This is a genomic window from Tenacibaculum xiamenense (genome assembly GCF_964513065.1).
GTDB lineage: Bacteria > Bacteroidota > Bacteroidia > Flavobacteriales > Flavobacteriaceae > Polaribacter > Polaribacter xiamenense.
In genome coordinates, this window is sequence record NZ_CAZEQU010000040.1 from 13,185 (window position 1) to 26,771 (window position 13,587).

Consider the following 13,587-nt stretch of genomic DNA (forward strand, 5'->3'; position numbering starts at 1 on the left):
GCATAAATTTAAAAATGATTAAAAACGATTTATTTTTAAGAGCCTTAAAGGGTGAAACGGTGGATAGACCACCAGTTTGGATGATGCGTCAGGCAGGTAGGTATTTACCTGAATTTATGGAGTTAAGAAAAAAGTACGACTTTTTTACAAGATGTAGAACTCCAGAATTGGCTTCTGAAATAACAGTGCAACCAATTCGTAGATATGGAATGGATGCTGCTATATTGTTTTCTGATATTTTAGTAGTTCCTCAAGCGATGAATGTAGAGGTTGAAATGAAACCTAACTTTGGTCCGTATTTACCAAACCCAATCAGAGATAGAAAGAGTTTAGATCAAGTTATAGTTCCTGATGTTCATGAAGAGTTAGGATATGTAATTGAGGCTATTACCGCTACAAAAGAAAAACTAAATGATGAGGTTCCATTAATTGGATTCGCAGGTTCTCCTTGGACAATTTTATGTTATATGGTGCAAGGTCAAGGGTCTAAGAATTTTGATAAAGCAAAGGAATTTTGTTTTACTCAACCAGTTTTGGCACATGAATTGCTTACTAAAATAACGTTGACCACTATTGCATATTTAAAAGCAAAGGTAAAAGCAGGTGTAAATGCTGTTCAAATTTTTGATTCTTGGGGAGGAATGTTATCTCCAACTGATTATCAAGAGTTCTCTTGGCAGTATATAAACCAAATAATTGAAGCGTTAAAGGATGAAATTCCAGTAATTGCTTTTGGAAAAGGATGCTGGTTTGCATTAGATGTTATGGCCAAGTCAAATGCATCAGCTTTAGGAGTAGACTGGACATGTTCAGCCAGAAACGCACGTTATTTAACAGGAGGAAATATAACCTTACAGGGGAATTTTGACCCTTCAAGATTGTTGTCTCCACCTGCTGAAATTAAAAAAATGGTACACCAAATGATAAATGAGTTTGGTAAAGACAAATATATTGTTAACTTGGGGCATGGAATTTTACCCAATATTCCTTTAGAAAACGCTCAAGCATTTATTGAAGCCGTAAAGGAATACAAGGTATAAAATAGTAATCCCCTTAATTACCCTAAAGTATATGAAGAAAGTAGTATTCTTATTAAGTATTTTGTTTTCAATTGGACTTTCAGCACAAGAGAAGGTATATTACAATTTTGCCGTGAACAATTGTGAGGAAGAAACTGCGGAAGGATTAATAAATAACTGCCTTAAAGGTTCTTATCTTTTAAATTATGATTTCGTAACAATTGATGGAAAAAAAATTAGCACAGACAAAGTTAAGACACCAATCGTATTAATTGCGGCATCAACAAGATGCGCTCCTTGTTGGGGCGATATCCCAGCACTTAATAAGATGGTTGAGAAGTATGATGGAAAAGTTGAATTTTTAATGTTTTTCTGGGACGATTTAAATGGTATCCAAAGAATGCAAAAGAAACTTGATCCAAGAATTAAATTAATTCCTCCAACTAAGAAGTTTGATAACAAAGCATACACTGAATCGTATGGTTTCTTTCACAAGTTAGATTATCCAACTACTTATTTAATTGGAAAAGATAAAAAGTTTTTAAGTATTAGAAGAGGTGCAGCGTACCCTTCTAAGGAAATGAACTGGGATAAAGTAAATGAAATAAACGAGAAAGAACTCGAAGAATTCATTAAACCAGTTTTATAAAATTTTTTAACAATAAAAAAGTACAAACCTCTTTCTAAAATCAGAAAGAGGTTTGTACTTTTATACAATAAATTGTAAGATATGATTGCTAACATCTTAAAAGGAATAAGAGCTTATGCCCAAGCCTTTCCTTTAATTTCGAAATTAAAACTGTGGAAATTTTTTGTAATACCAATGGTAATAAGTTTGGTAACTGCAATTGTAATAGGTTCACTTGCATATTCACTTTCGGATAATGTTGGGCATTATCTGGCAAACTTTTGGAAATGGGAGTTTGGTAAAGAAACCTTTGAAGTAATTAGTACATTTCTTAGTGGTTTAATAATTCTAGTTTTGGGTTTGTTAATTTATAAACATATTGTGCTTGCACTTTCGGCACCATTTATGAGCCCAGTTTCTGAAAAAATAGAAAAACACTTTTATGGTAAAAGCCATGACCATCGCATGACTTCATTTAGAGAACAGTTGGTCAGAGGAGTAAGAATAAGTTTACGGAACATAGCACGAGAGTTGGCTTTTACAGTTCCGATACTACTTTTTAGTTTTGTTCCAGTATTAGGTTTTTTTTCAACCATTATTCTTTTTTTAATGCAGTCATACTATGCTGGCTTTGGAAATATGGATTATACCTTAGAGCGCCATTATAAATATAAGGAAAGTATAAATTTTGTATGGAAAAATAAAGGAACCGCTATTGGTAACGGTATAGTTTTCATTCTATTTTTGTTAATTCCTGTAGTAGGGGTTATCCTTGTGTTACCTCTTTCAGTTACTGCTGCTACAACAGAAACAATCGAAAGAATTCATACTACAGAACTAATAGAATAGTTATTTTTGCAATACAATAATAATCAGAAATGAAAGACCAGTTTTACGCTTATATTCAAGAATTACAAGAGACTATAACGAGTAAGTTAGAAGAAGTTGATGGGAAGGCTAAATTCAAAGAAGATCTTTGGAAGCGTTCAGAAGGAGGTGGAGGAAGAACCAGAGTTATAGAAAATGGTGATATTTTTGAAAAAGGGGGAGTAAATATATCGGCAGTTCATGGAAAGTTACCAGAAGCTTTAAGAAAGCAGTTTAAGGTTGAGGAAGGTGATTTTTTCGCTTGTGGATTAAGTTTAGTGATTCACCCTAAAAACCCTTTTATTCCAACTGTTCATGCAAACTGGCGTTATTTTGAAATGTATAATGAGACAGGAGAGATAGTTACTCAGTGGTTTGGTGGTGGACAGGATTTAACTCCCTATTACTTATATGATGAAGATGCTACACATTTTCATAGGGTTTGTAAAGATGCTTGCGATAAGCACCATAATAGTTTTTATCCAAAATTTAAAGAAACTTGTGATAACTATTTTTGGAATACTCATAGAAATGAGGCTAGAGGAGTAGGTGGATTGTTTTTTGATTATTTAAAAGAAACTGAAGAGTTTTCGCTAAAGAATCGTTATGATTTTGTTACAGAAGTAGGAAATAGCTTTTTAAACTCTTACGTGCCAATAGTGGAAAAACGTAAGAATAATGAATATACTCAAGATCATAAAGATTGGCAAGAGGTGAGAAGAGGAAGGTATGTAGAGTTTAATTTAGTACATGATAGAGGCACATTGTTTGGGTTGAAAACAAACGGTAGAATTGAAAGTATTTTAATGAGTTTGCCTCCTATAGTTCAATGGAAATACGATCATCATCCTGAAAAAGGTTCCCATGAAGAAAAATTATTAGAAGTATTAAAAAATCCAAAAGAATGGGTTTAAATATAAGAGCTACAAAGATTTATTTGTAGCTTTTTTTATACGTTTATTAAGTTAAAAAGCGAACTATTTTGTAAATATTGGAGAATACAGAATATTCAATAAAGGTGTTTTTTGAAATGTTTATTTTTTGTTAAAACCTTTAATTTTGCTATTTTTTTACGAATAATGTAAAAAAACGAAGTGTGTTTGCGAAATCTTTTACAATAAAAACATAGAAAAATCATTAGTTTTTAGTAAATTCGCAAGCGTAAAAAATAATTAAACATGGCTAGATACGAACTGAAGTTACCTAAAATGGGTGAAAGTGTTGCAGAAGCGACAATTACTTCTTGGCTTAAAGAAGTAGGAGATACAATTGAATTAGATGATACCGTTGTAGAGGTTGCCACTGATAAAGTAGATAGCGAAGTACCTAGTGAAGTAGAAGGTAAATTAGTTGAAATATTATTTGAAAAAGATGCTGTAGTTCAAGTTGGACAAACAATTGCAGTTATCGAAATTGAAGGAGAAGATACGGGAGCAAGCTCTTCTGACAGTTCAGAGGTGAAAGAGGAGGTACCAGCTGCTGTAGCAGAAGTAGAAAAAACTATTTCTAATGCTAAAGAAACAGTTAGTGCATCGATAGATACATCATCAAGTGATCGTTTTTATTCACCACTAGTAAAAAGTATCGCTCAGGCTGAAGGTATTTCAATTGCAGAGTTAGAGGGAATTCAAGGATCAGGAAAAGAAGGAAGAGTTACCAAGAAAGATATTTTAAATTTCATTGAAAATAGAGGTAGCCAACCTAAAGCAACCGCTGCACCAGTAGCAAAAGCCGCTGCAGCAAAGGTTGAAAAAACCGCGCCAAAGCCTGTATCAACTCCAATTACTTTAGGAGGGGAAGATCAAATTATCGAAATGAGCCGTATGGGGAAACTTGTTTCAAAGCACATGGTTGATTCTATTCAAACTTCTGCTCATGTTCAATCATTTATTGAAATTGATGTAACCAATATTGTAAACTGGAGAAATAAAGTAAAAAATGCTTACCAACAAAGAGAAGGTGAAAAGCTTACTTTTACACCTATCTTTATGCAAGCTGTAGCACAAACAATAAAAAAGCACCCATTAATTAATATTTCTGTAGATGGAGATAAAATTATCCAAAGAGGAAATATTAATTTAGGAATGGCAGCTGCTCTTCCAGATGGAAATCTAATTGTTCCTGTTATAAAAAATGCAGATCAATTGAGTTTGGTTGGAATGACAAAGCAGGTGAATGATTTGGCCCAACGATCAAGAGCTAATAAATTAAAGCCAGATGAAATCCAAGGTGGTACATATACAGTTACTAACGTAGGAAGTTTTGGTTCAATTATGGGAACGCCTATTATTAATCAGCCGCAAGTTGCTATTTTAGCTTTAGGAGCAATTAGAAAGATGCCATCTGTAGTTGAAACACCAGAAGGAGATTTCATTGGAATCCGTCATAAAATGATTGTTTCTCACTCATACGACCATAGAGTTGTTAACGGAGCCTTAGGAGGAATGTTTATTAAGACTTTTAAAGAGATATTAGAAGCTTGGGATGTAAATCAAGATTTCTAAGAAGGAAAATATAAAAAATAAAAAAAGTCGTGTTAAAAACACGACTTTTTTTATTTTTTATAATGAATATTAACTAAGGAATATTCAAATATTTATGTGTTTGCAAGGAAATTCTCCACCTAGGATTTTCCATAACATAGTCAATGATTAAAGGAGTCATTTTTTCTTTCTTACTCCATTCAGGTTGCAGAAATAATTGACATTTTTCTCCCACTTTTTCCGCTTGCTGTTCGGCAAATTTAAAATCATTTTTATTATGAATAATCATTTTCAGTTCATCAGCTTCTATATAAGCTCTATCAAGAGGAAGTTTTGTTTTCTTAGGAGATAAACAAAACCAATCCCAAATACCTGAAAATTCATAAGCACCTGAGGTTTCAATATGAGTTTTAATATTATTATGTTTTAATTGAGTAGTTATATAATCTAAACTCCACATCAAAGGTTCCCCACCAGTTATAACAACTGTTTCAGCATACTTTTTTGCGTGCTCAACAATAATATCAGCATGTGTTGGAGGATGAAGAGCCGCGTTCCAGCTTTCTTTGACATCACACCAGTGACATCCTACATCGCAACCACCAATACGAATAAAGTATGCAGCAGTACCCGTATGTGCACCTTCACCTTGAATTGTATAAAACTCTTCCATTAATGGAAGCATTTCTCCCTTATTTACTAACTCTTGCGTCTTTAAATCCATCTGCTTTTACCGCGATTACATCAATTTCAATTTTGGCATCTACCAATAAATCGGCTGCAAAGGTAGTTCTTGCGGGTTTATTTTTAGGAAAATATTTACGGAAAATTGCATTAAATTGACTAAAATCATTCAAATCTGCCAAAATAACCGTGCATTTTACTACATGCTCCATATCTGATCCATGTAAATTCAATACATCTTTAATATTTTCGAGAGCTTGTATCGTTTCTCCTTTAATGCCTCCAGGTGCTAATTTTTTAGTTTCTGGATGTATCCCAACTTGACCTGCCAAGTATAAAACATTACCAACTTCGACAGCATCTGAAAAAGGGGCATTTTTCTTTCTTTCTAACTTTGAGGAATGATATATAAGGTTTGGCTTTTCTTTTTTTACACACGAAAAGGTAAACGAACATAAAAAGGCTAAAGTGATTAATTTAGTTTTCATACTTAGAATTTTAAACCTCAATATTGGTAAAGTTAATAAATAAAATTAACGGTGTTTTTTGAAATGCTATAATTAATAGTATTTTTATCAAAATTTTAGACGGAAATGAGTAATAAAGAGGCTTTTTTTGATCATATCAACGAAGGATATGCCTGTAAAGGAGAGTATTTAACTTTAGGAGCAGGTATGTTAGAGGAAGAAACGATAACCAATGCTTTGGTAAACATTCCTCTTAAAACTTTAAATAGACATGGGTTAATTGCAGGAGCAACAGGTACAGGTAAAACAAAAACACTGCAAGTTTTAGCTGAAAATATGTCTGAAAAAGGAATTCCTGTATTACTTATGGATGTTAAAGGAGATTTAAGTGGTTTGGCGCAAGCTAGTACTGGGCATCCAAAAATTGATGAACGTCATGAGAAAATTGGAATACCATTTGACGCTAAAAAGTTTCCTATTGAAATTTTAACCATTTCAGAACAAGACGGAGTTCGATTACGTGCAACGGTTTCTGAGTTTGGGCCAGTTCTTTTGTCTAGAATTTTGGATTTAACCGAAACACAAGCTGGAATTGTAGCTATTATATTCAAGTATTGTGACGATAATCAATTACCTCTTTTAGATTTAAAGGACTTTAAAAAGTTACTTCAGTTTATTACAAATGAAGGAAAGGAAGAGATTCAAGAAGAATATGGAAGAATTTCTTCATCAAGTACTGGAGCAATCTTAAGAAAAATTGTTGAGATTGAACAACAGGGAGGTGAATTATTTTTTGGAGAGCGTTCTTTCGAGGTGGATGATTTAACAAGAATAGATGAAAACGGAAGAGGTGTAATTTCAGTATTAAGATTGACCGATATTCAAGATAAACCAAAGTTGTTTTCTACATTTATGTTACAATTACTCGCTGAAGTATATGAAACATTTCCTGAGCAAGGAGATAGTGGAAGACCAGAATTGATCATATTTATTGATGAGGCCCATTTAGTTTTTGATGAAGCTTCTAAAGCTCTATTAAGCCAAATAGAAAGTATAGTGAAGTTGATTAGATCAAAAGGAATCGGTTTGTATTTTGTAACTCAAAATCCGAAAGATGTTCCAGAGGATGTTTTAGCTCAATTGGGTATGAAAGTTCAGCATGCTTTACGTGCTTTTACGGCAAAGGATAGAAAGGCATTAAAATTAGCTTCAGAGAATTATCCAGATTCTGAATATTATAAAACAGAGGAAGTATTAACACAACTCGGAATTGGAGAAGCTTTGGTGTCTGTTTTAAACGAGAAAGGTATTCCTACGCCATTAGTAAGAACTATGTTAAGGGCGCCGATGAGTAGAATGGATATACTTACTGAAAAAGAAATTCAAGAAGTATTAGATAATTCTAAATTGATAAAAAAGTATAATGACACAGTCGATAGAGAAAGTGCTTATGAATTGTTAAATGATAAAATTAAGAGGATTAATAAAGAAAAAGAAAGAGATGTAGAAGAAAGGAAATCGACAAGAAGAAGCTCTTCTTCATCAAGAAAAAGTACACGAATGAACCCAATAGTAAAGGTTTTAACAAGTGCTACATTCATAAGAAGTGTATTTGGAATCTTAAAAAAAGTAATTTAAAAACAATTTTAATCAAAAGAAAAACGTTATAAACAAAACAAATTAAATGATAAAACTATTTAAAATATTAGCGGTAGTATTAGTTTCATTGGCTTTCGTTCAATGTAGTAATAATAAGTTTGATGTATCTAAAGGGAAGGTTGGTAAGTTAACAACCAAAACTACCATACAAGAAATTGATGCGATATTTCCGAATGATTCAATAGTTAAAATCTTAAGTGAAGGTGAAAAAGGACAATTTGATATCAGCGATGATGATAAGTATGAAATTTATGAAAAAGGAGGAAAGCACTTATTGACAATCGTTCCTAAAGAACAATTAGATTCGACTTCGACTATTAAAAGCATTGAAATTTTTGATGAAAGATTTCAAACAAAGTCTGGGTTAAATGTCAACTCTGATTTTCAACAAATAAATGCGAACAATAAAATTAGTAAAGTTGAAACGTCTTTTTCATCTGCAACTCTTTTTATTGACGATTTAAATGCAACTATTGCTATTGACAAGGAAGACTTAGGCTTAAAAGAATTTAGTATGCAAAAAGTTAGTATTGATCAAATTCCTGATTTGGCAAAAATCAAATCTTTGACAATTTGGTTTAACTAAATTTTAAAATATAAGTAGAAAGAGGCTCGTACTTTATGATATGAGCCTCTTTTTTTGTTTCATGTTTTAATGAATGTTATTCTTTAATTTCATCAATTTTATCATCGATGAAGTCGTTGATTTTATCTTTATTGTCGGTATATAATTTTAACCATTTATCCCATACCTTTTTTCGTGCATTTACTTCATTTACACTTATACTAATAGATTCAATTGGGTGAACTATTGGAATGTACCTTCTTACTTTTTCTTTAGGAGTTTGTAACTTTGAAGATTTTCCCTTGGGTATTGCGTTGTCAATTTCAATTGTTTTTAAATTGTATGATTGCAATAACCCGTCATTATCGAAATAAGAAACTTTTATATCAATAAGAATGTTAACCTTATGATGTTTTCTTTTTAGTTTAACACTTGTATAATTGTACAGGTATTCTTCTAATTGCAATATTTTGAATCTATTTTGACTTTTTTCATGGTCATGAAAACTAAAATTTAATAGCAGGTTGTTTTTTAAAAAGTGGCCACTTTCTTTTGACTCTTTCCTGCCAGGTAATTCACTATAGTTAGAATAGATTAATGTTTTATTATCGAAAACACTTGTTTTTGCATGTGTTGGTTCGTCTAAAAGAGAGTAATTAGCACTATTATTTTTTGCAAATTTTTCGGGTTTATAAATGATATCTGCAAGTTTGTTTATAACGAGTTTAGCAACGGGTTTTAGAATAATTCCGATGAAATTAGTTTTGTTATTAATTGACTCGATAATACTATCTCTTGATTCAACGGGCTTTAATTTTAACTCTGATTTAGTGTTTACACGCCCTATGTATTCAATACTGTTTTGATTTACATAATAATGAGTAATCGATTTTTCTTGAGCATATGAATGACTGTTTAGTATAAAAAGAAGTGTTAAAAGTTGAAATGCTTTCATAACTGTTTTTTTAATTGATTTTTACTTCACCAACAACAAAGCGACTATAATACGTGATAGGAATATATCCTGAGTCTGTGCAACCTAAAAACAATTTCGATCCAGCTTCAATTATATGTGTTCTGTAATGTGAGCCACTTTGAATGCCACTTCTCCAGTTTGTTTTAATTGTTACTCGATACCTATTTTTACTATCAGTATTTAATAAGTATTGATTTGTACCTCCATTAGCAAAACCACATCTTCTGGAACTTGTTATGATATTATTAAAACCAAGTAATTTTTCTTCCTCAGAAAGGGTTTTAAATTCGGTTTTATAAGCGTTTATAATACTTTGATCTTCGTTTTCTAGAGGTAAATTGTTTCCTATATTTGAGTTTAATAACTCAGAGAATTGTTTTTGAATAGTTTGTGAATTCATAATTTTAAAGTCTAATAGATTATTTTAATACTTCAAAATTATATTGAAATTAAGGAGAATAATATCCCTATAACTAGGTAATTTAGAATTGATACTTCTTTTCAATAGCATATTTTACCAACTCATTTCCGTTAGAAAGTGCTAGCTTACGGATCATATTTTTTCTATGCGTATCTACAGTGGTTTTAGCAATAAAAAGTATCTCTGAAATTTGTTTTGAAGTTTTTCCATTAGCAATTAAATGAAGAATCTCTTTTTCTCTATTTGATAGTACTACCTTTTCAGTTTTACCTATATTGGAATTCTCGTCAATGTAATCATTCATGAAATTAAAAGCGACATTCGGATCAAAAAAAGTTTCTCCTTTGGCTACTTTTTCAATAGCTTCAGAGAGCATTTTTATTCCAGAGTTTTTTAAAAGGTATCCTGTTGCTCCGGCATCAAGCATTTGTTTAATAGCATCTGGTTGATCGAACATCGTTAAAGCTAGTACGCGTATATGAGGAAAACGCGATTTAATAAGTTTAGTAGCTTCAATTCCATCCATTTTTGGCATTCTAATATCTGTAATAACCAGTTTGGGTTGTTTTAAAGAAACGAGTTTAACCAAATCTTCACCGTTGTTTACGGTTCCTAGAATTGATATTTCATCATTGTATTCAAAAAAGGACAGTACTCCATCAATAAGCATTTGATGATCTTCTGCCATTACCATTGTAATCATACTTAATCGTTTTTGTTTTATGCACTATTGGTTTTTATTATTCAGTTTTGCTTTTTTAAAATCAGCCAATCGCTGCTTAAGTTTTAAAATTCCTTCAATTTTAGCTATTATTTCTTCTAAAGTGGTTTGGGTATCATCTATAATTTCATCAAGTTCATTATCTACTTGAATTTGGTATTCATTTAACTCCGAATATATACCTCTCAGTTTGGCTTCAACCATTCGTAATCGCTGTTTTATTTTATTGGTTCTATTAATTTTTTTTGGAGAAACAATACCTAAGAGATATAATAAATAAAGTAAAGTGGCAATGAAAAAGCAACTAATTGTAATTAGAACAGCAAGTATTGCTACAGCAACATCACTAGTACCTGGATCAAACTCTTCTCCAGCATCATTGAAATAAGCTTCTTTACAATGATTTTTTCCATCAATTGGATAGAAAGTAAAATTGATTATATCTCTGAACAAACGCCAACGAAATGGAATTCTTTCCTCAGGGTAGTATTTTTCTGTATAATATCCAACTCTTGAAGAAATTGTATTATCTGGATTTCCTCCAGCTAGAACATTTCCTAGCTGATCTATCGATACAAGAAAGTTCGTAATAAAATTCATTTAAAATCGTATTTAGTATTATCAAAATTAAACAATACATCAAACTGGTAAATACCTATGTTTAAGTATTATTTATAGGGAAATCTATAATAATTGAAGTTCCTTTATTGGTTGTAGAATCAATTTCAAAAGAACCTTCAAGATGATCCACGCGCTTTTCTATGGAGCCTAAGCCCATTCCTTGTGAATGGTCTATAGCATTGTAGTTGAATCCAATTCCATTATCTTCTACAATAAGGTTAATATGGTCATCAAATTGGGAAATATTAATGTTTACTTCAGTAGCTTTAGCATGTTTTATAACATTGGTTACCAATTCTTGAATAATTCTAAAAAGCGCAATTTCCAGACTATTTTCAAGTCTATTATTCAATCCAAAGTCAATAACATTAATCTGGATTTTATTTGCAGAAGAAATTTTTTCTGCCATTAATTTTACGGCAACAAGTAAACCTTGATTAGCAATAACTCCAGAGTTTTTTGCATGTGCGATACTTCTAATTTTTAAATAAGCTTCGTCAATTAGCGTTTCGGTTTTTTGAAATAACACATCCTGATCAAACTGTTTTTTATCTCTGTTTAACTGAAGGTTTTCAAAATGTAGTTTTAGGGTTGCCAGCACACTACCGATATTATCGTGTAAATCTTCTGCAATTCTTATGCGCTCCTTTTCTTGACCATCAATCATTGCGTTAATGGCAGTTATTTCTTGCTCTTTTAAAAGAGTAAGATTCTTTTGTTGTTCCAAGTCTTTTTCTTGTTCAGCTAATAAGCGCTTTTTTCTGGAGTTTTTAAGTATTAAATAAGTTGTTGTGAACCCGAGTATTATAAACACTGTTAAAGCAATAATTTGATTTTGTTTGGCTTTAGCTTTTTCTGAAGCTATAGTATTCAAATGTTTTAAATTTTCTATCTGAACTTCTTTTTTTTCAACTTGATATTGAGTTTCAATTTCTTCCGTTTTTCTAATTAAGTTATCATTAGTAAACTTCTCATTTAAAGAATCGTATTTTTTTAAATAAAAAACAGAGCGGTCAATAGAATTTAACCTGACAAAGTTTAAATATAGATTTTTATAGATAGATAATTCTAACTCAACAAAAGGATCTGTTTTTAGCTTAGACAATGCTTCTAATAACTCTGTGTTTTCTTTTTGATAGTTTTTTCTACGTTTTTCGATTACGGATAAATCATAGTGAATGTGTGCTAATGTTCGATTCGATGTGAACTCATTGATAGCTTTTTTATTGTAATAAGATGCGGAATCTGAATTGTTATAATAATTTAAATAAATTGACCCTATATTTTGAAGAACAGAGTTCCTGTTTGTGTTTCTCAGCTTAAACTTCAAAGATTTTTTAAAATAAAACAAGGCTTTTTCAGGGTTTTGATTTTTGTCATAAAAAACTCCAAGGTTGTTTAAAGCTGCTCCAATTTTATAATCGTTCTTGGATTTTTTAGCTTCATTTAAATATCTCTTTAAATAAAATAAATGTTTTTTAGAGTTTTTAGTTTGACTATAAACTGATGCTAACCCGGCATAAATATTTGCACGCTCGGTAATATTCTTAGAGGTGTCCCGTTCAAAAAAATGAAGAGATTTAGTATAATAGTAAACTGACGAATCCAGATTATTCTTCTCTTTAAAGTAATAAGCATTATTTAGATAGTAATTACTTAAATGTTTCGGGCTAAGGGCATTCTTATATAATTTTACTATATCAAGGATTGATTTGCAACTATCATATTTTTTTTGAAGATAGTAGCAGTAAAAAATGTTTTTATGTATAATGTCATACCTGAAATCTTCATTTTGAAGAGTTTCAGGTATAGATTTTAATAGTAATAACGCCTTATCAGTTTCTCTGTTTTTAATAAATATTTCAAGAGAATCTTTTACGATTTGTAAATCATTTACTTCTTGAGATGATATTAAAAAGGAATTTAAGATAAGTAGACAAAAAATAGCGTATTTAGACATTATATGTTCGGAGCCTGAATTAAAGGGTAATCGTTTATGGGATCAGTTACACCACTTGCAAAATTTCTATTATCATAATTAAGAGTGAAGGAATTTTCATCGGGGTTATAACTGTTTCTTTCTAAAGGATTAGAAATAAATACAGTATATTGAAATCTTAGAAGAGAGTCTATTAATAAATGAAGATCTGAATTATGACTAAGATCAATTATCAACTCAGATATACTATGGTTTGGTGCTTTTAGTTCAGTATAATCTAGCATAATGTCAAACACTAATCTACCCTCTACAATATCAATCTCAATACTCTGAATCCTTGTGTTTTCATAGGAATAAAAGTTGACAATCATTAAGTACCTCGTTGCCATACCAATTTTAGTTTGTACAAGGTTAATTAATGGAGCAAATTTAATACTATGCTCAATATCCGACTGTAGGCTGTGAAACTGAGTAGAGTTACCTAAAAGTGTATTTTGTAATTGATAATGCGTAGTGTTTAAAGTTAATTTCATCTTA

The 13,587-nt window shown here is 31.2% G+C and carries 15 protein-coding genes; 7 read left to right on the forward strand and 8 right to left on the reverse strand.

The window, feature by feature from the left end; all coding sequences use genetic code 11:
- Positions 1–14: 14 nt before the first annotated feature.
- From hemE to ACKTTV_RS19275, 5 genes are all read left to right on the forward strand, one after another.
- On the forward strand, positions 15–1,040 hold the full coding sequence (hemE, locus tag ACKTTV_RS19255) for a uroporphyrinogen decarboxylase (RefSeq protein ID WP_408032513.1): 1,026 nt from the start codon (positions 15–17) through the stop codon (positions 1,038–1,040).
- Positions 1,041–1,071: 31 nt separating this feature from the next.
- Positions 1,072–1,668: a TlpA family protein disulfide reductase gene (locus tag ACKTTV_RS19260; RefSeq protein WP_408032514.1), complete on the forward strand. Its 597-nt coding sequence runs from the start codon at positions 1,072–1,074 to the stop codon at positions 1,666–1,668.
- Between the two features lie 81 nt (positions 1,669–1,749).
- Complete coding sequence (locus ACKTTV_RS19265) at positions 1,750–2,496, forward strand: EI24 domain-containing protein (RefSeq protein ID WP_408032515.1); 747 nt, start codon at positions 1,750–1,752, stop codon at positions 2,494–2,496.
- A gap of 29 nt (positions 2,497–2,525) precedes the next feature.
- On the forward strand, positions 2,526–3,428 hold the full coding sequence (gene hemF / locus ACKTTV_RS19270) for an oxygen-dependent coproporphyrinogen oxidase (protein WP_408032516.1): 903 nt from the start codon (positions 2,526–2,528) through the stop codon (positions 3,426–3,428).
- Between the two features lie 264 nt (positions 3,429–3,692).
- The gene (locus ACKTTV_RS19275; protein WP_408032517.1) at positions 3,693–5,018 is read left to right on the forward strand and encodes a dihydrolipoamide acetyltransferase family protein; all 1,326 of its coding nucleotides are present in this window, start codon (positions 3,693–3,695) and stop codon (positions 5,016–5,018) included.
- Between the two features lie 73 nt (positions 5,019–5,091).
- Here the strand turns inward: ACKTTV_RS19275 and ACKTTV_RS19280 are convergent, their stop codons facing one another.
- Positions 5,092–5,721 (reverse strand): 7-carboxy-7-deazaguanine synthase QueE, encoded by a 630-nt coding sequence (locus tag ACKTTV_RS19280; RefSeq protein WP_408032518.1) that lies wholly within the window; start codon positions 5,719–5,721, stop codon positions 5,092–5,094.
- Positions 5,690–6,169, reverse strand: coding sequence for a RidA family protein (locus tag ACKTTV_RS19285; RefSeq protein ID WP_408032519.1), 480 nt, complete (start codon positions 6,167–6,169; stop codon positions 5,690–5,692). The genes ACKTTV_RS19280 and ACKTTV_RS19285 overlap by 32 nt, the downstream gene beginning before the upstream one ends.
- A 105-nt stretch (positions 6,170–6,274) precedes the next feature.
- Here ACKTTV_RS19285 and ACKTTV_RS19290 point away from each other — a divergent pair, with 105 nt between their 5' ends.
- Together ACKTTV_RS19290 and ACKTTV_RS19295 are read left to right on the forward strand one after the other, a co-directional pair.
- On the forward strand, positions 6,275–7,786 hold the full coding sequence (locus ACKTTV_RS19290; protein ID WP_408032520.1) for a helicase HerA-like domain-containing protein: 1,512 nt from the start codon (positions 6,275–6,277) through the stop codon (positions 7,784–7,786).
- A gap of 46 nt (positions 7,787–7,832) precedes the next feature.
- Entirely contained in the window at positions 7,833–8,393 is a 561-nt protein-coding gene (locus ACKTTV_RS19295; RefSeq protein WP_408032521.1) for a hypothetical protein, read from the forward strand.
- Positions 8,394–8,469: 76 nt separating this feature from the next.
- Here ACKTTV_RS19295 and ACKTTV_RS19300 read toward each other — a convergent pair whose 3' ends face one another.
- The 6 genes from ACKTTV_RS19300 to ACKTTV_RS19325 all read right to left on the reverse strand — a co-directional run bounded on the left by ACKTTV_RS19300 (position 8,470) and on the right by ACKTTV_RS19325 (position 13,583).
- Entirely contained in the window at positions 8,470–9,327 is an 858-nt protein-coding gene (locus tag ACKTTV_RS19300; protein WP_408032522.1) for a hypothetical protein, read from the reverse strand.
- Positions 9,328–9,337: 10 nt separating this feature from the next.
- The gene (locus ACKTTV_RS19305; protein WP_408032523.1) at positions 9,338–9,748 is read right to left on the reverse strand and encodes a hypothetical protein; all 411 of its coding nucleotides are present in this window, start codon (positions 9,746–9,748) and stop codon (positions 9,338–9,340) included.
- An 82-nt stretch (positions 9,749–9,830) separates the two neighbouring features.
- Positions 9,831–10,472, reverse strand: coding sequence for a response regulator (locus ACKTTV_RS19310; protein ID WP_408032524.1), 642 nt, complete (start codon positions 10,470–10,472; stop codon positions 9,831–9,833).
- A gap of 24 nt (positions 10,473–10,496) precedes the next feature.
- Positions 10,497–11,090: a hypothetical protein gene (locus tag ACKTTV_RS19315; RefSeq protein WP_408032525.1), complete on the reverse strand. Its 594-nt coding sequence runs from the start codon at positions 11,088–11,090 to the stop codon at positions 10,497–10,499.
- Positions 11,091–11,151: 61 nt separating this feature from the next.
- Positions 11,152–13,071, reverse strand: coding sequence for a tetratricopeptide repeat-containing sensor histidine kinase (locus tag ACKTTV_RS19320; RefSeq protein WP_408032526.1), 1,920 nt, complete (start codon positions 13,069–13,071; stop codon positions 11,152–11,154).
- Positions 13,071–13,583, reverse strand: a complete 513-nt coding sequence (locus ACKTTV_RS19325) for a hypothetical protein (RefSeq protein ID WP_408032527.1) — start codon at positions 13,581–13,583, stop codon at positions 13,071–13,073. Before ACKTTV_RS19325 ends, ACKTTV_RS19320 begins: the two co-directional genes overlap by 1 nt.
- Between the last annotated feature and the right edge of the window lie 4 nt (positions 13,584–13,587).